This is a genomic window from Paenibacillus rhizovicinus, assembly GCF_010365285.1.
Taxonomy (GTDB): Bacteria; Bacillota; Bacilli; order Paenibacillales; family Paenibacillaceae; genus Paenibacillus_Z; species Paenibacillus_Z rhizovicinus.
The window spans coordinates 1,838,258-1,858,436 of sequence record NZ_CP048286.1 but is presented as its reverse complement, the minus strand read 5'-3'; the positions used below and the strand labels follow the sequence as shown (position 1 = coordinate 1,858,436).

At 56.8% G+C, this 20,179-nt stretch carries 16 protein-coding genes; 8 read left to right on the top strand and 8 right to left on the bottom strand.

Going from position 1 to position 20,179, the window contains the following annotated elements; genetic code table 11:
• The first annotated feature begins 278 nt into the window (after nucleotides 1-278).
• The 4 genes from GZH47_RS08590 (at nucleotide 279) to GZH47_RS08575 (ending at nucleotide 5,602) form a co-directional block, all read left to right on the top strand.
• Nucleotides 279-2,498: a stalk domain-containing protein gene (locus GZH47_RS08590; protein WP_162639713.1), complete on the top strand. Its 2,220-nt coding sequence runs from the start codon at nucleotides 279-281 to the stop codon at nucleotides 2,496-2,498.
• 182 nt (nucleotides 2,499-2,680) lie between these two features.
• Nucleotides 2,681-3,634 (top strand): phosphotransferase family protein, encoded by a 954-nt coding sequence (locus tag GZH47_RS08585; protein ID WP_162639712.1) that lies wholly within the window; start codon nucleotides 2,681-2,683, stop codon nucleotides 3,632-3,634.
• A 56-nt stretch (nucleotides 3,635-3,690) separates the two neighbouring features.
• The gene (locus GZH47_RS08580; protein ID WP_162639711.1) at nucleotides 3,691-4,545 is read left to right on the top strand and encodes an NAD-dependent epimerase/dehydratase family protein; all 855 of its coding nucleotides are present in this window, start codon (nucleotides 3,691-3,693) and stop codon (nucleotides 4,543-4,545) included.
• A 181-nt stretch (nucleotides 4,546-4,726) separates the two neighbouring features.
• Nucleotides 4,727-5,602, top strand: a complete 876-nt coding sequence (locus GZH47_RS08575) for a WD40/YVTN/BNR-like repeat-containing protein (RefSeq protein ID WP_162639710.1) — start codon at nucleotides 4,727-4,729, stop codon at nucleotides 5,600-5,602.
• 63 nt (nucleotides 5,603-5,665) lie between these two features.
• Here GZH47_RS08575 and GZH47_RS08570 read toward each other — a convergent pair whose 3' ends face one another.
• The 5 genes from GZH47_RS08570 to GZH47_RS08550 form a co-directional block, all read right to left on the bottom strand.
• Nucleotides 5,666-5,986, bottom strand: coding sequence for a DUF3502 domain-containing protein (locus GZH47_RS08570; RefSeq protein ID WP_404823766.1), 321 nt, complete (start codon nucleotides 5,984-5,986; stop codon nucleotides 5,666-5,668).
• A 95-nt stretch (nucleotides 5,987-6,081) separates the two neighbouring features.
• Nucleotides 6,082-7,260, bottom strand: a complete 1,179-nt coding sequence (locus GZH47_RS08565) for an ABC transporter substrate-binding protein (RefSeq protein WP_162639709.1) — start codon at nucleotides 7,258-7,260, stop codon at nucleotides 6,082-6,084.
• A 178-nt stretch (nucleotides 7,261-7,438) separates the two neighbouring features.
• Complete coding sequence (locus GZH47_RS08560; protein ID WP_404823803.1) at nucleotides 7,439-8,257, bottom strand: carbohydrate ABC transporter permease; 819 nt, start codon at nucleotides 8,255-8,257, stop codon at nucleotides 7,439-7,441.
• A gap of 144 nt (nucleotides 8,258-8,401) precedes the next feature.
• A complete protein-coding gene (locus tag GZH47_RS08555; protein WP_162639707.1) occupies nucleotides 8,402-9,331 on the bottom strand; it encodes an ABC transporter permease subunit in 930 nt (309 codons plus the stop codon).
• 761 nt (nucleotides 9,332-10,092) lie between these two features.
• A complete protein-coding gene (locus tag GZH47_RS08550) occupies nucleotides 10,093-12,438 on the bottom strand; it encodes an AraC family transcriptional regulator (protein WP_162639706.1) in 2,346 nt (781 codons plus the stop codon).
• Nucleotides 12,439-12,669: 231 nt separating this feature from the next.
• Between GZH47_RS08550 and GZH47_RS08545 the strand changes: the two genes are divergently transcribed.
• The 3 genes from GZH47_RS08545 (at nucleotide 12,670) to GZH47_RS08535 (ending at nucleotide 16,113) form a co-directional block, all read left to right on the top strand.
• Entirely contained in the window at nucleotides 12,670-14,781 is a 2,112-nt protein-coding gene (locus tag GZH47_RS08545; protein ID WP_162639705.1) for a right-handed parallel beta-helix repeat-containing protein, read from the top strand.
• 137 nt (nucleotides 14,782-14,918) lie between these two features.
• Complete coding sequence (locus tag GZH47_RS08540; protein ID WP_162639704.1) at nucleotides 14,919-15,836, top strand: phosphotransferase; 918 nt, start codon at nucleotides 14,919-14,921, stop codon at nucleotides 15,834-15,836.
• Between the two features lie 67 nt (nucleotides 15,837-15,903).
• Nucleotides 15,904-16,113 carry a hypothetical protein gene (locus GZH47_RS08535; protein ID WP_162639703.1) on the top strand — a complete coding sequence of 70 codons (210 nt, stop codon included), beginning with the start codon at nucleotides 15,904-15,906 and terminating at the stop codon, nucleotides 16,111-16,113.
• Nucleotides 16,114-16,347: 234 nt separating this feature from the next.
• On the opposite strand, the gene GZH47_RS08530 is transcribed toward GZH47_RS08535, so the two are convergent.
• The 3 genes from GZH47_RS08530 to GZH47_RS08520 all read right to left on the bottom strand — a co-directional run bounded on the left by GZH47_RS08530 (nucleotide 16,348) and on the right by GZH47_RS08520 (nucleotide 18,954).
• Nucleotides 16,348-17,217 (bottom strand): aldo/keto reductase, encoded by an 870-nt coding sequence (locus tag GZH47_RS08530; RefSeq protein ID WP_162639702.1) that lies wholly within the window; start codon nucleotides 17,215-17,217, stop codon nucleotides 16,348-16,350.
• A gap of 356 nt (nucleotides 17,218-17,573) precedes the next feature.
• Entirely contained in the window at nucleotides 17,574-17,891 is a 318-nt protein-coding gene (locus tag GZH47_RS33840) for a hypothetical protein (protein WP_192043595.1), read from the bottom strand.
• A 250-nt stretch (nucleotides 17,892-18,141) separates the two neighbouring features.
• A complete protein-coding gene (locus GZH47_RS08520) occupies nucleotides 18,142-18,954 on the bottom strand; it encodes a helix-turn-helix transcriptional regulator (protein ID WP_162639701.1) in 813 nt (270 codons plus the stop codon).
• Nucleotides 18,955-19,224: 270 nt separating this feature from the next.
• On the opposite strand from GZH47_RS08520, the gene GZH47_RS08515 reads away from it, so the two are divergent.
• Nucleotides 19,225-20,172: a zinc-dependent alcohol dehydrogenase gene (locus tag GZH47_RS08515; protein WP_162639700.1), complete on the top strand. Its 948-nt coding sequence runs from the start codon at nucleotides 19,225-19,227 to the stop codon at nucleotides 20,170-20,172.
• Nucleotides 20,173-20,179 lie beyond the last annotated feature (7 nt).

The following is a 20,179-nucleotide window of genomic DNA, read 5'->3' as shown; positions in this document are numbered from 1 at the left end:
GTGAAGCTGCGGAAGCGCCGGCTGAAACGATTTAAGGGATTTGTTGTGAGGCGGACATAATTAGGGAAAGTTACCTATGTGTGTACCGGTTGAATGTCCAGTGGCAAGAGTTCCTTAATTGTTGCAAAGTTGTAAAATGTGTCCAAATTATGTCTTTATCCAAAATTTCGCAACAAACGTATTCGTTATAACGTCTCCATTAACAATGAAATTGAAAACCTCCGGGAATTGAACCCATTCCGCATTCGGAGTAGACGAGAGAGCAGAGGAGATAAAGCATGAAATCGTTAAAATGGATATTGATCTTATCGTTCTTATTATTGCCAATTACGACCGCCGCTTCGAGAAGCGCCTCTGCTGCGGGCAACGGGCTTACGACCGCAACGCCAAACACGGGCACAACTTCGGGCACGAGCACAACTTCGGGCACGGATGCAACTACGGGCACGGGTGCAACATCCGGCACGGGGACGACGTCCGGCACGGGCACGACAGCTGGCGACGGTACGACGCCGGCCACAGGAACGACGCCAGGCACGGGCACAACGCCGGGCATCACGACGCCAGGCACGGGCACAACGTCCGGCACGGGCACGGAGTATCCCCCCGCCACGGATAGATTGGATTTGACGATCGGAAGCGCGACGATGCTCCATAATGGCGCGACCTACACGTCCGCTCAACCCGTGAAATCCATTAATGGCAGGACCTTTCTTCCGTTCAGCTCGATTGCGGCTCGTTACGGGTTCAAGATTTCTTACAACGCCCAGACGAAAGAGTCCACCGCTACCAGCGACAAGCATACGCTCGTCTTCAAGATCGGCAGCGACTATGCATTCCGGGACGGCATCCAGACTAAACTTGCCGGCGCGACATTCATTTCGAACGGCTACCTAATGGTTCCGCTGCGCTCCTGGGGCGAGATGGCCGAGAGCACGATTGCGGTCGTCGGCAAGCAGATCACGCTGAAATGGTCTACCGTGGTCATTCCGCCGAAACCGACGGCGGATTTCGAAATTCAACCTGCGGAGATTTATGCGGGACAAACGACTGTGACGTATATCGATCATGCGACGAATGCGACAGGCCTGCCGTTCGTTGACGAACGCTGGGACGGCCGTTTGGACGTCTTCCCGATGGCAGGAACGTATACCGTTTCGAGACAGGTGGAGGACAGCAACGGCGTCTGGAGCGATCCCTTCAGCATCACCGTGACGGTCAAGGCGCCGAACTTGCCGCCGGTCGCGGACTTCACCACAGATAAACCGCAATATCGAATCGGTGAGACCATCACCTACACGGATATTAGTACCGATGACGAGAACGCCATCGCCAGCAGCACGTTTACGGGCAATGAGAAAGTTTTCTTCGAACCGGGCGACCATAGCGTCACTTTGTCGGTCACGGACAAGAACGGTCTGACGGGTTCGGTGACGAAGACGGTGACGGTCACGAACGAGGTTCTCTATACGAAGGATGAATACCAGCGGCTGTTCACGCCGACGGGCGAGATCTACTCGATCGACGGAGCATCGGTCTTGCAGTTTCCTGCTTATAATTACGTAATCCAGTCGGAACCTTCTCAGATGGTTCGCAGCAACAGCCCGGAGACATTAGTACAGGAAGGCGTCGCCTACCGCGCGCAGCTGTCGGGCCAAGTGCGGTTCATGTTCCATAACGTGAACAACATCGGTTATCCGGTGACGATGCATCTGCTGGCAACCAACATGGGATATGCCGATGCCAAAGTGAACAAAACCGCGATCGGCATGGGCGGACCGACACCTTCGCCGGAGCTGGCAGGCAAACTGGCTACGGCCCGTTACCTGACGTCGGAAGCAAGCAAACCGGCACCGGTGTGGACAACGATCGCGCCTGGCGAGACGAAGGAGATTTTGCCGGACATTGCCAAGGTGCCGCTGAAGGCAGGCGATTCGTTCAGCTCGTACGCCGACATCTTCTCGGATAAGGAGCTGCTGTACACGATCGTCGTTATCGCCAAAGACAAGGACGCACTTACGGAGCTGCCGAACTTGGCCGTCATGCCGCGCGATGGCCTCCACGTCAGAGGAACTTTCTATAATGCCGATCGTTCCATCGAAGTCAATGATACCCTTGGCGCTACGCCGCAGCGAATTATGATCGGCGAGAAGAACGGAGTCGATAAGATTCTGGACGGCATTGACGAGATGACCGGAGAGCTGGAATACAATCGCGGGAACTTCGGCGTTCTGTACAAAATGCATTTATCGCATGTCGCGCCGCATACGATGATCTCGCTGAATGGACGCGGCGGGCTGTATACCGGAGCGTTTCTGGTCAACGGACAGCTCGTTACGGTCGCCAACAACCAAGTGTTGAAGGATAACAACCAGGCCGGCGTTCTGTACCGTACGGGAGACAGCGAGGAGACGGTAGATATCGTATTCACCGTGGCTTCGGGAAGCAACTTGCCGGTCGCGATACTGTTCACGCCGCTGCCTGCGCTTCGCCAATAACACGCGAAATAAATACCTGCATCCGATCCGATGAATAAGCATTATAGCGACAAAGGCAGCCGATCTTGCGAGTTCGGTTGCCTTTTCCATAGGCGGAGCCGTACATGCCTTACAGGAAAGGATACAACCAGTGAAGAATTCATGAGGAAGGCAGCGTGCAACGCAGGGGAAGGAATGGCAGGATGAAGAATGCGGTCGTTATTCAAGCCGAACGGATTGCAGCCGATTATCTGGGGGAACAAGTGAGATCCGCTTACCAGATCGTGGGCAAAGGGTTCGTTAATCAAGTCTGCGTCGTCGAAGGCGAGCAGCGTAAAATCGTCATCCGTATGAACGATCGAGGCACATACCCCGACTATGTGAAGGAACAATGGTGCATGGAGCAGGCGGCCGCGGTCGGCATTCCCGGACCTGAGGTGTTGGCGGTGGGCATAGCCGATGAGACTGCCTATATGATTCTTACGTTTGTCGAGGGCTGCAACGGGTTGGACCTTACGTCCCCGGCAAACGATGTGTGGCGGCAGCTTGGCGCCTATGCCAGACGAATGCATGTCATACCGGTGCATGGATATGGGGAACAATTGACGGATCCCGCGCAAGGCCGGTTTCATTCGCCTCCTCATCCCGGATCGGACGGCAGTTGGCTCGGCTGCGTGCAGTATAACATCGACAGTTTGACGGAGGATGACCGGCTGATCGAGCTGGGCGTCATCACGCGGGCGGAATCGCAGCGCGTACGAGAGCTGTTCGAGCGTTTGAAACAAACGACGTTCAGCTTCGGTTTATATCACGGCGATATGTCGCTCAAGAATACGCTGGTCGACGAAGCGGGCCAAGCGATCGTGCTGGATTGGGGCAGCGCGGAAGTCGGCGTGGTGCCTCACGGAGAGGTACTACAGGTGTTGCAGAGCCAGATGCTGGGCGAGGGTCCGAACAGGGAAGAGTTCCAGGCTTTTATCGACGGGTACGGGCTGAACGAGGAAGATCTGGCTGGCATGAGGCCGATGCAGCTATTGCGTGCGTTCGACAAGCTCAGATGGGCCATTGATCGAAGCCCGGACTTGATCGAAGCTTACGCTGCGTTCGCGAAAAGGGTCGTAGAGATGTCGGCTGCTGAAATCGGTCCGGGAGAATGAGTCCATACTTCCTGTACGGATGCCGAATGTCGTATATGAATGGAGGTTGAATATCGATGAGAATCTTAATTGCAGGCGCCAGCGGGGTCGTTGGCAGATCGTTGATTCCGTTGTTGGCCGAAGCAGGTCACGAGGTCGTCGGCTTGATTCGTAATCCGGCTCAGGCGGCCGCGTTGGAACGGGCCGGCGCGCGTTCCGTCATTGCGGACGTCTACGACCGCGAGGCGGTGTTCGCAGCACTGGGCGAGACGAAGCCGGATGCCGTTATCCACCAGCTGACCGCGCTTGGCGAGAGAAACTTCGCGGACAATGCGCGGATTCGCAGGGAAGGGACGCGCAATCTGGTGGACGCCGCGCTTGCCGCGGGCGTAACCCGCATGATCGTGCAGAGCATCTCGTGGGTATACGTCCCTGGTGACGGGCCGGCCGGGGAGGAAGAGCTGCTCGATCTCGCAGCACCGGAGCCGCGAAGCTCGACGGTCGAGGCCGTCGCGGTTATGGAAGCTGCCGTGGCCGAGATGCCGGAGCATGTTATTTTGCGATACGGATTGCTCTATGGCGAAGGGACCTGGTATGCCGTAGAAGGCTTGATGGCGGATATGGTCAGGGCGGGTCAACTGCCGGCGACGGACGGCGTCAGCTCGTTCGTGCACGTTGAAGACGCGGCCCGGGCAGCGTTGCTTGCGCTGAATTGGCCGTCCGGCGCGTACAACATCGTCGACAACGAACCGGCCGCCGGCGCGGAATGGCTGCCGGCGTTCGCCGATTCGGTCGGCGCGCCCGCACCGGCCGTTCAGTCCGGCAGCGCGAGAGGCGAGCGGGGAGCTCGAAACGCCAAGGCGATCAAGCAAGGCTGGGAGCCGCGGTACCCGTCGTGGCGGGAAGGTTTTCGGACCGGGCTTGGCCATTAGGTTCGTGTTCATGAGTGATAAGCGCAGCGCTGGAATCAAAACCGCAGAAATGCGGTTTTTTTTTCATGGCGTTGCCTTCCATCGGGCCTGATAACGACGGCATGCAGCCCGCTGCAACTATTCCTGCAGCAGGCTCGTTCTGAGGATGTGGGGAAGCTGGGTATGACGGAGGAGGAATGCAGTGAAACGGACCGTGATCTTAATCGCTTTGCCTTTGCTGTTCTTCGCTTCGATACTCTTGAGTGGCTGCTCTTCGGGCGAGAGACAGGCGCCAGAACGGATCGCACCGGCTGCGAACGACGAACAAACGCTGTCCGCGCCTGCACCAGCACCACCACCTGTGCCTGCGCCGTCCCCGTCTCCGACCATGGAGGCGGCTCCTGTCCTGGAGAACGCTTCTCCGTCCTCGGACCCCCAAGCACCTGAGCCGGACTATCGGCGCAGCGAGACTTTTACTCTAAACGATGCCAATGCGTGGACAGCCGATTATTGGGCGACTGTCGGCATGCATACCGAAGATATGAAACTTTCCAGAAGCACCGACGGCGGGAAAACATGGACAACGGTCGCAGACACTTCAGTTCCCGGATCTACTCTGCCCCTAGGCGGAACCAAAGTGGGCTTCATGTTTTTAACGCCGGTCGTAGGCTGGTTAGCTCTCAACTCGCCGCTTGATGATACTGTCCAGGTGTATAGAACCGAAGATGCCGGCCGAAGTTGGTCGCTTGAGAAGCTTCCTGTACCCGATGCGGCCAAGCGCTCCAACATCCAATCCTCGCTGCCCTTCTTCTTCAACGACAAGCAGGGGATCCTGACGACAATCGTCATCAATGATGCGCAGCCTCAGTTATTCTATCTGACAAGCGATGGCGGCAAGACGTGGAACATGCACCTCAATGAGCATGATGGCAAAACGGGCAACCTGTCATGGACAACGCAGAGACGCGAGAATGCCGTCGGAAGGGTCGAGTTTAATTATCACGTAACCGTTGGTGAGGATAGCTGGGTGGGGAATAGCGGCCAGACTTGGATCACGGAAGATAATAAAATGCGCTAAAAAGACGCCGTTTCCGGCGTCTTTTTGACGTGACACTTGTCAGCGAGGAGAGGCTCGCTTCCTTTATTTCTTGCCGTTCGCTTTCAGCCACTCGTCGAGCTGCTTCTGCATTTCCGCCGTTTGCTTCTCGACGCCCGCCTTCTTGAGCGCGGATTGGTATTTCGGCAATATTTTGGCCGGATCGACGGAGCCGGTATTCAGCGCCTTGCCGTATTGCTCGGAAACCGCGAAGATGTTGACCGATTCCGTCTTATACGGCTCGGTGTTGAAATTGAAGCCGTTCACTTCAGGCCGTTTGGCCGTCTCGTTCAGCTGCTTCGTGCGTTCCCATGTATCCGGCGCCTGGCCTTCTTTCAAGTAGCCGATCAGAACGTTGCCGAACACCCAGCCTTGGTCGGTTTTGTAGCCGCCGTCTTGATTGATGCTGATCGTGTTGTCTCCGACGATTTTGTAGTGTTTGTCCTGGATGCCGAACGTAATCAGATTGAAGAGCGCGGGGGGGTCGACGTCAATTGCAGGAACTCGAGCGCTTTCTCCGGATTCTTGGACGTGCGGCTGATGGAGTTCATCGTTGCGCGGACGCCGGTGAATTCAGGCTCGGACACGCGGACGTAGACGACGTCGTTGTTGCCGAAACGCTTCTTGTCGTCGACTTCGCCGCCCGGCTTCATCGTCGTGTTCCATTCGACGGCCACTTTGCCTGAGCCAAGCAGGGCCACGAGCTGATCGTCCTTCATCGTCGCGGCATCTTTGTAGATGTAGCCCGAAGTATACCATCTGCGCATCGTGTCGAGGAACGTTTTGTATTCCGGTTTGTCTACAGTATCGATGATTGTGTAGTTCGGATCGCCGAGCTTGTAGCCTTGGGCAGCGTAGCCGTACTGGCGGCCGAAGTCGAACATATTGCTCGTGGACGCGATCGGAATGATGTCCGGCTCGTTGTCGTGGATCGTCTTCAGGACGGGCTCGATATCCATTTGGCTATGGATGCTGTTCACGTCGATGTTGTATTTCTCGATGAAGCGCTTCTGAATGGCGAAGCCTTCGGCCTTGGCGGCGATTTGCATGTTCGGCACGCCGTAGATTTTGCCGTCTACGCGCGTATCGTCCCAAGCGACTTGCGGAATCGCGTCCTTCAACGCGGGCGCATTGTTCAGCAGGTCGTCGAGCGGCAGAAGAGCGCCCTTGGCTACTTTGTTGTCGTAATCGCCGCCGCCCCAATTGGACGTCCACAGCAGGTCGAAGTTTTCGCCGGCGGCCAGCATCGTGTTGATTTTGTCTTTATAGCCGGATTCTATGATCGGTTTCAGCTTGATCGTCGCGTTGATTTTCGGCTTGATGTAGGCGTTGACCGCATCCTCGACCGCTTGCTGGTCGGCAGGCATGTCGTAAACGATGTAATAGTAGGTCAGCTCGACTGGCGGTTCTTCGGCCGGAGCGGGATCATTCGTCGCGTCGGTGGTGTCCGTGTTCGTCGTAGTCGTCGTATCCGGCGTGTTCGTAGCGTTCGTCGTGTTCGTCGCGGCAGCGTTATTGTTATTGTCCGCCGCCGGCGCATTGGTATTGCTGTTATTGTTATTGCCGCAAGCGCTTACCAAAAGCATGATCATCAGGCTGGCCAACACGAGCGGGGCCATGGAAATTCTCCAGACTTTCATGGGTGGACCTCCTTGGTTTGGGTAGAGTTGTTCTATTTCAATGCTCATACCGGCTATCTTCTACTTCCACTTAACCCCCCTTTATTCCTATCCGCCGGCACAAGTTATGAAAACAGTCGTCAAGCGTTTCAATCGGCATCGCCGATCCATTGCATGCCGCTCGGATCAGCGGCGCTTGTCAGCCCTTCAGCGAGCCGACCGTCAAGCCTTTGACAAAATATTTCTGGAAGAACGGGAAGATGCAGACCATCGGACCGCCGGCCAGAATCGCCATCGCCATGCGGGCGGACAGCGAAGGGAACTTGCTCATGTCCATGCCGAATTGACTGATGAAGTCGCTGTTGCTCGTCAGAAACTCCAGCTTCTGCATCATGCGGACGAGCAGCAATTGTATCGGGATGAGCTTCTCGTTATCGATATAGAGCAGCGCCGGGAACCAAGAATTCCAGAAGCCGAAGGACAGGAACAGCCCAAGCGTCGCGAGCGCCGGCGTCGACAACGGCAGAATGATCGTGAAGAAAATGCGGATCTCCCGGGCGCCGTCCATTTTCGCGGATTCGATGATTTCGAACGGGATTTTCGACAGAAAGCCTTTCATGACCATGATATAGAACGGGGAAACGAGGAACGGCAGAATCAGGCTCCAAATCGTATTGTCCAGATGCAGGTACTGCTTGACTAGAATATAGGAGGGCACGAGTCCTCCGTTGAACAGCATCGTGAAGAAGACGAAGAACGAGGCCGGCGTGCGGTAACGGAAGTCGCGGCGGGATGTCACGTAGCCGAGCATGGCCGTGACGAGCAGCGAGAGCAGCGTGCCGATGACCGTGGTCAGAATGGTAATGCCGTATGCGCGGACAAGCACGGTAGGCGCCTCGAAAATGTACGTGTACGCTTTGGTCGAGAAGTCGGCCGGGATGAACAGGTAGCCGTGCTCGATGATCGACGACTCATCCGTGAAGGAGATCGAGATGACGAGTACGAACGGCAGGACCATGGCGAGCGTGACGAGGATAAAGAGCAGATGGGACAGCAGGCTGACGATAGTGAACGGTTCTCTGCGCTCGCCGGTTGCCCGGACGGAGGCGGATTCGGCTGCGAGCGCTTGCGGCGTCGTGTTCATGCGGGATGATGCTCCTTTCTAGAAAAGCGAATTCTCCTCATTGATTTTGCGGACGACGAAATTGGCGACGACGACGAGCACGAGGCCGACGATGGATTGGTACAGGCCGACCGCGGTCGACATGCCGATATCGCCATTGACGCGCAGCGCCCGGTAGACATAGGTATCGATGATATCGGTCGTCGGAAAAGTCATGCCGGAATCGTTCGGGATGAAGTAATGCAGGCCGAAGTCGCCGACGAAAATATGGCCGATCGCCAGAATCAGCAATACCGTAATGAGCGTGGACAGCAAGGGCAGCGTGATTTTGGTCGCCATTTGCCAGCGGGACGCGCCGTCGATTTTGGCGGCTTCGTAATACTCCTGGTTGATGCCCATGATGCCCGCGAAATAGACGAGCGTGGAGAAGCCGACATTCTTCCATAGATAGGCGGAGATGAGGATGTACGGCCACGGCGCGGTCTCGAGGTACCACATATGGGTAGAGAAACCGAGCGTCTCGAGCAGTTTGTTCAGGTAGCCGTTCTGCGAGTCCAGCAGCGCGAGCGCCAAGTAGCTGACGACGACCCAGGACAAACAGTACGGAATGAACATCGCCGTCTGATGGATGCGGAGCCAGCGTTTGCCCATCTCGTTCATGAGAATCGCGAACAGCAGCGCGATGACCGTGGTAAGCAGCATGTACGTCAATCCGTAAACGACGGTGTTGCGGGTGATCATCGCGGCCGTGTCCGAGACGAAGAAGAACTTGAAGTTGTGGAAGCCGACCCACGGACTGTCCCAGAAGCCTAAATCGTAGCGGAAGTCCTTGAAAGCGAGGAGGACTCCGAACATCGGCACGTAGGCGAAGACGAGGACGAGAAGCGCTCCCGGCAGGAGCAGCAGGAGCAGTTCCGAATTTTTCTTCAGGTAGTACCATTCCGATCGCGGTTTGCGTGTTTTGATCATGCCTTAACCTCCGGGAAAATACTGGACGGTGTCCGTGAGCCCATCATGGCATCGGCGCGGCTGTGACGACAACTGTGCAATCCTCCATTTCGTCTTGCGGCGACTGTGTTTTTTGCGAATGACTGCTGGAGGTGCGCGAACCCCGCGGATTTGCAGGGGGAATGGGAGGGGAGGTGAGGCGTGCAGCGGGGGAGTTAGGAGGAGGCGAGGGGAATGAGGAGAGAATGGAGGGGAAAGCGGCTGAAGGGGAGGCTGGGAGAGTGGCGGGAATACGGGGAGCGCTGGAAAAGCAAGCGTGGCGAAAGCTAGTGGGCTGCTTAGCCGGCGGGAATGCCGGAAAATCTGATGGGATGACAGCTTATTGGTTGCGTGGCCTGCGAAGTCGCAGGAAAAGCTGCTGGAGTGGCAGCTTTTGGGGCTGTTGCGAGACCGCGGGAAAAGCTGCCGAAGTGGCAGGGTTTGGGCTGTTGGGACTGAGGAATCGGTGCAGTGTAATAGGAATAGGATTAGGATTAGGCTAAATTTGAGGTGCTGGACAAGCTGGGGCACCACAAGCTGCGTATCCGGCGAGTTTCGGCGAATGTAATGTACGGGGTGCATTACATGCGGCGTATCCGGCAAGTTTCGGCGAATTTCATCCGCCATTTGCCAACCGCCACGAAACGCTGCGCCCCTCAGCCCCTGCACTAAGCTGCAAAAGAGCCTTCAAATCCGCGCCATGCGTGGATTTGAAGGCTCTTCTATTTTCCCGCCGTTCGCGGTCAGCCGATATTGCTCTTCAACCGGTATTCTTTCGGCGTGACGCCGTACTTCTTCTTGAACAGCTTGAAGAAGGTGCTTTCGTTCACGTATCCGACGAGCTCCATGATCTCCTTAATGCTGAAGTTCTTCGTCTCCAGGTACTCGCGCGCGCGGGTCAGCCGGACTTCATTCAAATATTCGCCGACGGAGACCAGCTCGCTTTGTTTGAACAAGCGCCCGACGTAAGCGGAGGTCATTTTGAGCGTAGCGGATATGCCCTGCAGACTTAAATTCATGTCGGCGTAATGGTTGTCGATGATGTCCTTGATGGCGTCGACGAGCGCGGCATTCGTATCTTGCTCGGCCCCGCGGCGCTTATCGTGAATATCGCGCAAGGCGGACTGTATCAATGCCGAGATATCTACAAGTGTCTCTTCATCCAAAACCTGTCTGCTCAGCGTGCTGAGATCGACCGGCAAGGACGAGATCCGATTCTGGTTGATTTCCCGGATCGTCGTCTTGATGACGTCCACCACATGAAGCGCGCCATGGATAATCGAGTCGTAATGGCAGTCGCGCAGCGAAGCCAGCAGGTGATCCGCAGATGCTTCCATGGCACTCAGATCATTCGTCTTGATCGCTTCGGTCAGCTTCTTCTCCATGTCGGATGAGACGGCGTGTTCCGTATGCGCCGCGTTCGGCCTGACCAGATCCGGCGTTAGGAGCGAACGCCGGCCGTGGACGATTTTATACATGGAATAATGGAGCGCATCCGCGTATTGATCGGTAATCGTGTCGTGAGAACGGGAAATGACACTGAACGAGAGCGACAGCGACAGTTTATAATAATCCAGCATGATGTCCTGGAGTCGTCTCAGCAGATCCGGTAATTCAGGCAGTTCGGCACCCAGCGCGCCGCCGCTGAGCAGCAGAACCAGGTGATCGCCTCGCGCGTCGACCATCTCGCAGGAGATCTTTAGCGGGACTAATATTTCCCCGGCAATATTCGTAACGGCAAAAGCATACAGCCGCCGCTCGGATTCATTCGTTCGCGAGAGCACCGCGGCATAATCGTCGACCTTCGCGACTGCAACGAGGAACGGCCCGGCCGGATCAACGCCCAATCCGTACTTGTCGATGCAGGACTCAAACTGGTGGCGGCTGAACGATGAGCTGCTCGTAAGAATGCTGCGCAGATAGGAATGGCGGACGATATCCTTCTGCTTCTCTTTCTCGTCGGTCACGACGATCAGCTTCTCCGCCATCTGCCCATAGACGCGGCCGACATAGGCCAATTCGTCGTGAATCGGCTCCGGCGCATGCTCGGTTACGCCGCCATGCCGCGTGATCCGGGAGAGCAAGGCTTCAATCGGCCGGTACAGCTTGTGCGCCAGCGCGAACGAGACGACGACGGCCAGCAGCAGGAAGCTGGCAATGACGATGGCGAACGTTTCCCGCATTTGCGAAATGCCGCCAAGCACAGCGTTGTACGGCTGAACGCCGATGACTTTCCAGCCCGGGATGCCCATCTGCAAGTAACTGACGATGGAATTGCCGCTGCCCCGGAATTTGTGCGAGAAGAAGCCGAAGCTCTCGTCGTTGCCGGATTGATCGCGGCTCAGCGCATAACTGAGATCGTTCAGTTCCGGCAGATTCTTCTCCTCGCCGGAGAGGATGAAGCCGCCGTCCTTATCCATCAAGAAGATGCTGGATGCATTAGGCGCGGAGAAGCCGTTCACGACCTTCAAATTATCGAACACCCACTCCGGCTTCACGTTCAAGACGATCGCGCTTTCGTGGTCGTTCACATTGTTGAACGATTCGTAGATGATGACCGAGAAGAAATCGACGGCATGGGGACGTCCGCTGAAATTCATGGGGATGAGCTGCAGCTGCGGCAGCTTCTCGGGCTTCTTGATCATGTCGACCAGACGGCTGGTCATATAGCTTTCTTCCATCCAGTCGGCAAGCGGTCCAAGCGCGTAGGTTTTGTCGTTGTGGCCGTTGTATACCAGAATGGAGTGCAGGAAGGACTGGGAATCCATCACTTTGTTCAGCTGGTTGATGGAATAGATGATATCGATATCTTCCTGTGCGGAGTTGGACATCAGCGGAAAATAAAACCGCTCGTCGTTATACAAGGACAAGGAGATGTTGTTGACGATTTCCTGCATGAAGGTCATGTTGTGGTTGATCTGGCTCATGACCTTGCGGTTGGCTTCCTGCTGCATCTGGAGCACGCGGTGCTCGGCGCTGTAATGAATAACGGCCGACGAAAGCGACAGGAGTATGACGAGCAGAATCGTAATGGAGAGCAGCATGCGGAGCAGGTAACGTTTGGACTTGTAGAAATGCAGCATTTTCATCCGATTAGGATCCCCCTTGAACGGCAAGCTACGTGTAATGCTAGCATGGCATATGCGCGAGGCCATTGCCACTATGATATTTGCGATTCGCTGTGCATAGCGAATGATGATAATCACAGCGGCATCCGCAGTGCTGCCCGAAACGCACAGTTGGCGCGGGAGCGTCGTTTTGGCATGCTCGATATAGAGGGAAGGGAGCTGTGGGCAGGGATGGCGGAGATTAATGATGTTATGGAATATTTTGTAAAATGCATCGAAGGCGGCGCGGCAGAAGACGGGTCGCGCGAGCGGCCTTGGAGCAGCATCGCGAAGGCACGGGATGCGGTCCGCAGGGACAGGTCCGCGGGTTATGCCGGCCAGGTTACGGTGTGGATCGGCGAAGGCCGTTACATGCTGGACGGACCGCTCGCGTTCGATGCCGGAGATTCGGGGGCAGGAGAGGAAGGGCGAACGATTTACCGCGCCATGCCGGATGCTTCGCCGGTTATCTCGGGAGGACGCCTGCTGAAGGAATGGGAGCCTGCGGGCGATGGCCTCTACCGCTGCTTCGTCGGCGCGGAGGCGCTGCGCGACTGCGGGCACACCTTGTTCGAGAACGGAGAGCGGGCTTGCGAGGCGAGAAGTCCGAAGCAGGGTTATCATGTCGTCGCGGGCAAATGGGATGGCGGAAACGGAAGCGGCTTCCGTTTCAAACGAGGCGACTTTCCGCCGATTGCCGATGCGGCGGCATGCGGACTGAAGGTGTTCATCTGGCCCGGCGAGGGTGAATGGAATTGGTTTTCGGAGACGAAGCCTGTCGCAGCCGTCGATTGGGAGCAGGACACCGTCGCTTTTCACGATCCTGCGCCTTGGGGCATCGACCAAGGATCGCGCTACCGGATGCAAGGCGCGCGGGAGCTGCTGACGGAGCCGGGGGAATGGTATCGGGATGCGCGTGAGGGGTATGTGTACTATATGCCGCGGACCCTGCCGATCGAGGAGCAGGACATCATCCTGCCGTTCATGAAGAGCGTTATCGCTATTCGCGGCGGCGAGGGGCGGCCGGACAGCGGAGCAGGGCGGATCGATAACGGTGGAGATCGGCTCGATACTAGCGGGAGCAAGGACGGCATCGTGCGTCATCTGGAATTCCGCGGACTGACGATCGAGATGTCGGATTTCGTGCCTGCCTACCGGATGCCCGTCTCCAACCGAGAACGCGAAGAGGCAAGGGAAGGGCTGATCCGGATCGACAACGCAGCGGACATCGTCATCGCGGATTGCAATCTGCGCCATGCCGGATTAAGCGGCATCGTTCTGAACGGGCATTGCAAGGAGATCCGCATCGAGAACAACCGGATCGAGCGGCTCGGCTTCAACGGCATCTATGCGATCGGCTTCGCGCCGGGCGAGGGCGGGTTCGGCAGCGCGTCCGAATCCGACGTTAACGGAGGCCATGCCGTGGTCGGCAATCGGATACGGAGCGGAGGCGAGCTCATCGGGCACGGAACGGGGATCCAGCTCTACCAGAGCGGCGGCTGCGCAATCGAAGGGAATGTCATCCATGGCTTTCCCCGCTATGGCATTTCGCTGAAAGGACTGCGGTATAAAGCGATGGACCCGAGCTATTACGGCACGACAGTGACATGGGACAATCATTGGACATTCCTCCATGCGAGGAATAATACGATTGCCCGAAACGATATTTCGGACGTCATGAAGGACAGCCAGGACGGCGGCATGTTCGAGGCTTGGGGAGCCGGACTCGGCAACCGGATCGTCGATAATCGGTTCCATGACAGCGGCATTTATTTCTCCGTCGGGTACGGTATATATTTGGACGATGCCGCGGACGGGTTTCTCGTTGCCCGCAATGTACTGCATGACATGTACAGCGAGGGGAAGGGGAAGCTGTGGTTCGCGATTTTCGCCAAAGGGATCGGCAACGTGATCGAGAACAACCTGCTCGTCCGGAACGCGGCCAAAGCCGCCATCGGCACGCAGGAAATGGCAGGCGAACCGAATCGCGACCTGACCGTGCGCCGAAATATCGTCATCGATTCCGGCGAGCAGCTGTACCACTTCATCAATTGGAACGATGCCCGGCTGGCGGAGGCGGACGGCAACCTATTCTTCCGCAGCGGCGGCGAAGCGCCGACAGTGAGCGGCTTCTATGGCGGCGATACGTATGGGAAGATTCCGATTCCATGGGAGGAGTGGCGCGCTTTTCTCGGCGGTCGGTTCGATGCCAACACGATCGCTGTCGATCCGATGCTGGAGGAACCGGTGAGGGGGCAGTTCCGATTCGGCCCGGACTCGCCGGTTTGGGGGCTCGGCTGGCAGGCGCTGGATACGGAGGATTGAGCGGGGGAAGGAAGGAAACAGGCGTACGGTCATTGAATAAGAACCGGACGCAGAGAAGATGGAATTGCTTTATTCGTCATGATTAGAAAAAACACAAGTAAGACACCCTGACTTCATGTCGTTGAGGAGCTGTGCTCGTGCCGGACAAAGGCAAGCTAATAGCCGAATTGCTGCTGGTGGCAGAAAAGGCCGGTTTAACTGAAATCGCGCCGATCGAGCTGAGCAGCGGCGGCAATCTAATCGTTCACTTGGCTCCCCATCCCGTAGTAGCCAGAATCGCAATCGTTCTATCCCAAGAAGATGAGGATGCTGCTTACAGGCTGCTCGAGCGTGAGTTAAGGGCCGCGCGCCACCTTCATGCCAGAGGCGTCCCCGTACTCTTGCCAACGGATGACATGGATGCCGGACCCCGCGATATTGGCGGCATATGGACGACATTTTGGAAGTATGCGGCCCCTGCGCCGCTGCAGCCGCCTTCACCGGGCGAAGCCGTTGAACTCGTACATGCGCTGACGCTGGCGATGGAAGACTTCGCATGCGAAATCCCGCAGCTGGGCGTCTGGGAGCGGACCTGTCAGTCGGCAGCCAGGTTGATGGACCATGCCGACGAGCGCGTGCAAGCATTGTTGAAACGGTTCGTTCAGGTCGATAAGAGGATGCGTCTCGAAACAAAGCTGTTTCCGTGTCACGGCGATGCCCATAGAGGAAACTTACTGCCAAGTCCCGAAGGGTGGATCTGGGCGGACTTTGAAGATCTCTCTCGTATGCCGGCTTACTGGGACCTGGCTTCATGGGTCGCGAATCCGGCATTGTTCGGCGGCGTGGAGGAGCCGACCTTCCGCTATATATGGAATCGGCTCGATAATCGAACGGAGCTGGAGGCTTTTGGCTTTGCGATTACCGCGCGTATCCTCATGTCCACGTTGGGCAATTTGGATTTTGCCCTTGCAGGTAACGGGGATTTGGATTTTGCCATGCAGCAGCTGGCGCTTGCGGGGGATTTTCTGACCCAGATCGAGCTATTGATCAGTTACGGAAATGGAACTCCTGTATAATCTATCAAACATGTGGGAATGATAGTGATAGATTATCGCTGCTTGGAATGCAAGGAGGTTAGGTTAAATGAAATGTTTGAACTGTAACTCGAAGAATATAGGCAAGATCGGTAAACAGCATTATTATTGTTGGGACTGCTGTATTGAATTTACGGTCCATGCCGAGAAACTAGATTTATACCAGGTGGAGAAAGACGGCACTGTAAGCTCGCTCAATGATTTGTTTATAGAAGAGATTCGAAACTATGCAGACCAGCAAGCAATGAGTCCGGCGTAATCCCTTGGGTCTAATGCATGTTCTTAAGCATGAGACATGCGCAATATCGCAATCATTTTGCGCGAGCTGCTGAGCTGCGGTGTCTGCCGGGCGTGAATGTTAAAAAGCCGTACAGGTCGGGGCGAGCCCGGTCTGTACGGCTTATTGTTGTCGTGTTGGTGATGCGTTGGTGATGCGTTGGTGGATCAGTGTTGCTTCGGCATTAAGCCTCCGCTTGCGGGTGAAACCTTACCCTTACTTCGCGAGCGCGGACAGTGCGGCGAAATCTTCGTCGCTGAGCGTGATGCCGGCAGCGGCGATATTCTCCTCGACATGCGCGACGCGCGATGTGCCTGGGATCGGCAGCATAACCTTGGAACGTTTCAGCAGCCAAGCGAGCGCGATTTGCGAAGGCTTCGCTTCGTATTTCGTCGCGATGGCGTCAAGCGGACCGCCTTCTTTGGCCAAGGCGCCCGTTGCGAGCGGGAACCATGGGATGAAGGCGATATCGTTCGCTTCGCAGTAGTTCAGCACGTCCTCGGATTCCCGGTTGGAGAGGTTGTACAGGTTCTGCACGGAAGCGATCGGAGCGATTTCGCTGGCTGCTTTGATTTCGGCAACGCTGACTTGGCTGAGCCCGATATGACGGATGATGCCCTCTTCGCGCAGCTTCGCCAGCTCGCCGATTTGCTCTTCCAGCGGCACTTTCGCGTCGATGCGGTGGAGCTGGAACAGATCGATGCGCTCCAGGCCGAGATGGCGAAGGCTGAGCAGCGCCTGCTGGCGCAAATATTCCGGGCGGCCGACGGGACGCCAGTCGTTCGGGCCGGAGCGGGTCAGGCCTGCTTTTGTCGCGATGACGAGATCGTCCTTGTAGGGATGGAGTGCTTTATGCAGCAGCAAATCCGCAGTGAACGGACCGTAAGCATCAGCCGTGTCGATGAAATTAACGCCGAGCTCGGCCGTGCGCTGCAGAACGCGGACCGCTTCTTCCGGATCCTTCGGATCCCCCCAAACGCCCGGTCCAGTCAGTTGCATGGTGCCATAGCCCAGCCGGTTGACGGTAAGGTCGCCTCCAATGGCATATGTACCTGAAAGGGCTGCGGTAGGTTGCTGGTTGGTCATCTGAATTACCTCCGATTCGTATTCATAATAATTGCGTCTCTAGCCTGTGAAGCCGGGTTGTTTCCCTGTGCCAAGATTGTAGTTCAGTCGGCAGGCAAAAGCAAATCGCAGGCAACCGCAAGGCGGCATGTTGCTGCAGCTAAGCAAGCAGAAACGATGGAGGCCGACTGCTGCTGAATGGCAGTTAGTTCCGAGCGGACATACGGTTAGACAGCATCGAATCGGTTACGGAGCATAACGAAGAACCCGGCGCGGATGCACCGGGTTCTTCGTCATGAGGAGCTGCTTCAAGTAGCGGGTTCACTGGTGCGGTATAACTGCAGGCGCTGGATATCGAGTGGATTCGTTGGCGCGAATTAACGTTTTTTGCTGCGGGATTTGGCACGTTTGGAGGACGTCTTAGCGCGTCTTTTGTTGGATACGCGAACCATGACGTCTTTCTCGCTGTAGACGCATGATTTATGGTAGACCGGATAGCAGTGATGTTGTTTGACGACCTCGACGGATTGGACGACATTGACCAACTGCGGATGATAGTAGTCTTCGTATAAAGTGACTGGCGGATCATAGACGGTTTGCTCTGGACAGTCAGGGCAGAATGGCGCATTCATCATCGGATTCATGGCATTCGCCGGGCTGACCGCATTCATCGGATTTTGATAAGGATAGTTCATTTCGCTTATCTCCTCTCTCTTGTTCGATTCTGTATAATGTATGTCGAGAGAATGGAAGTTGTCTGTATGGATGCCATGGAAGGACAGAGGCCCCTGGGGATAGCTGCCGGTTATGGATAGCTGCCGGGGAGTGCATGTACTGCACCTCGTACACTACATTGGCTGCATTGGCGCCCCCTGCCAAACTCCGACGCCCGCCTCATACACCGACCGCCGGTGCTCCGGCTACCGGCTCACCGATCATCCTACCTTATCCCCGTCGAACCCGCCGCCATTCGCTCGGCGCCACGCCGAATCGTTTCTTGAACGTCCGGCTGAAGTAGTGGATGCTCTGAAACCCGCAGGCTTGGGAGATCTGCTGCACGGTCATCGGGGAATGCTGCAGATACTCGGATGCCGCGTTCAAGCGCAGCTCGTTCAAGTAGCTGAACGGCGTGAGGCCCGTCTGCTTCCGGAACAGCCGAACGAGATAAGACGGGTTGTAATGGGTGTAGTCGGCGATGGTTTGCAGCGTAAGCGGCTGGGGGAATACCGATTCCAGAAAACGCATCGTCTCCGATACGACCACCTCGCCCGAGGTATGCACGGGCGCAGGCTTCCGCGCCGCAGCGATACTGCTGATGAGCACGAGCAGCTTGCGCAAATCGGAGGCGAGCGCTTCCCCGAACATGTCCCACGGCAGCGAGCGCTCGGCCTTCATCAGCATGCCGGCCGCGTGTAAAGCGGCGCGCAGCGCGGGATAGGGATCGGCTTCCCAGTCGATGCCGCCTTGCAGGCCGTTCCATTTGTAAATGACGTCCACGGCTGGCAGCGGATCCGCATCGTCGGCGTGGAACTCCGCGTACCAGTACCGCAGCGCATGCGAGCGCTGAACGAGCTGATGCGGCGTATTCGGCAGAATGACGAAGAGGGCCAGCCCGTCCGCCTTGTACGCCACCCCCGACCATTCCAAGTCCGCTTCCCCGTCCAAAATACACAGCAGCTCGCAGTACGGATGCACGCCTCCGGCGCGTCCGCCTACGCCGCCAACGACTTCGGCGAAGCCGTTCTGCCTAATCTTCATGCGATGCCTCCCCGCCTCTAAGTGCCTTTGATGAGCACATGATACCATGCGGACGTCAGAGCGTGCACTAGGTCTTCATGAACACGTCGCCGAGGGGATGTCAATAAAGTGCAAACCGTTTCATATTGACGGGAGTCCGCATAAGCAGAAAACATTGCCTCATTCCACAGGAGGACGATGATGTGCAAAGACGCTGCATTTTGAAAACGCTATCCTGAATCTAAGGCTGCCTGCATGAACGGGCGGCGTTCCGAAGGAGATGAACGGTTGATGAAAGCATTGCAAATCACCGGCATGGGCGAATACGGAATCGTCGATATTCCGGTGCCGGCCATTATGGACGACCAGGTGCTGGTCAAACTCACCCTCGTCTCGACCTGTCCCCGTTGGGACATCGCCATGCTCGGCGGCAAAGACATGTTCGACCATTCCCGCCCGCCGGCGTATCCGCTGCCGCCTGGTTTTCCAGGCCATGAGGCGGTCGGCGTCGTCGAGGCGATCGGCGCCAGCGTGCAGGGACTGAAGCCGGGCGACCGCGTCGCGGCGCTCGAGCATTTGTTTCCGGGACAGGGAGCCTACGCGCAATACTTGGCCTACCGGGAGCGCGATCTGCTGAAGCTGCCGGATTCCGTAAGCGACAAGAAGGCGGTGTCGTCGGAGCTGTTGAAATGCGTCGTTTTCGGGCTCGATCAGTTCGAGGAGGTGAAGGGGAGAAGCATGCTCGTCGCCGGCCTCGGCCCCGCCGGAATCCTCGCCATCCAAGTCGCCTCGTTGTGGGGGGCGCGGGTCATCGGCATCGACGTCAGCGCGGAGCGGGTAGCGGCGGTGAACGCGCTCGGCATCGGCGAAGCCGTTCTTACGGACAGCCTCGGGGACCGAACGTTCGACCTCGGCTACGATTGCGTCGGCGCGGCGGCGTCCGTGCAGAACGTGCTGGACCGGACGAACGAGCATGTCGTTATTTTCGGCGTGCTGCGCGGGGAACTGACTTACCGGGACCGGTTCTGGTTCAACGGGATTAAGCTGGAGTCGTTCAAAGGCCGTCCGGTCACCGAGCGTTACCGCCGCCTGCTGCTGGATGCGCTGACGCGGCCGGATTTCAATACGGAATGCTTGCAGACGAAGCAAATCTCGTTTGCGAATTATGCCGAAGGCGTCGAAACGCTGAAGCAGCAGCAAGCGGTCAAGATTTGTTTTAACCCGCAGGAGGCGTTCTAGCTAATCC

What these genes read in the sequence shown, in the direction of transcription:
- GZH47_RS33840 (WP_192043595.1), bottom strand. Translation starts at nt 17,891, where the DNA reads ATGAACTATCCTTATCAAAATCCGATGAATGCGGTCAGCCCGGCGAAT.
- GZH47_RS08590 (WP_162639713.1), top strand. Translation starts at nt 279, where the DNA reads ATGAAATCGTTAAAATGGATATTGATCTTATCGTTCTTATTATTGCCA.
- GZH47_RS08530 (WP_162639702.1), bottom strand. Translation starts at nt 17,217, where the DNA reads ATGACCAACCAGCAACCTACCGCAGCCCTTTCAGGTACATATGCCATT.
- GZH47_RS08560 (WP_404823803.1), bottom strand. Translation starts at nt 8,257, where the DNA reads ATGGTCCTGCCGTTCGTACTCGTCATCTCGATCTCCTTCACGGATGAG.
- GZH47_RS08565 (WP_162639709.1), bottom strand. Translation starts at nt 7,260, where the DNA reads ATGAAAGTCTGGAGAATTTCCATGGCCCCGCTCGTGTTGGCCAGCCTG.
- GZH47_RS08520 (WP_162639701.1), bottom strand. Translation starts at nt 18,954, where the DNA reads ATGAAGATTAGGCAGAACGGCTTCGCCGAAGTCGTTGGCGGCGTAGGC.
- GZH47_RS08515 (WP_162639700.1), top strand. Translation starts at nt 19,225, where the DNA reads ATGAAAGCATTGCAAATCACCGGCATGGGCGAATACGGAATCGTCGAT.
- GZH47_RS08555 (WP_162639707.1), bottom strand. Translation starts at nt 9,331, where the DNA reads ATGATCAAAACACGCAAACCGCGATCGGAATGGTACTACCTGAAGAAA.
- GZH47_RS08580 (WP_162639711.1), top strand. Translation starts at nt 3,691, where the DNA reads ATGAGAATCTTAATTGCAGGCGCCAGCGGGGTCGTTGGCAGATCGTTG.
- GZH47_RS08535 (WP_162639703.1), top strand. Translation starts at nt 15,904, where the DNA reads ATGAAATGTTTGAACTGTAACTCGAAGAATATAGGCAAGATCGGTAAA.
- GZH47_RS08550 (WP_162639706.1), bottom strand. Translation starts at nt 12,438, where the DNA reads ATGAAAATGCTGCATTTCTACAAGTCCAAACGTTACCTGCTCCGCATG.
- GZH47_RS08545 (WP_162639705.1), top strand. Translation starts at nt 12,670, where the DNA reads ATGGAATATTTTGTAAAATGCATCGAAGGCGGCGCGGCAGAAGACGGG.
- GZH47_RS08585 (WP_162639712.1), top strand. Translation starts at nt 2,681, where the DNA reads ATGAAGAATGCGGTCGTTATTCAAGCCGAACGGATTGCAGCCGATTAT.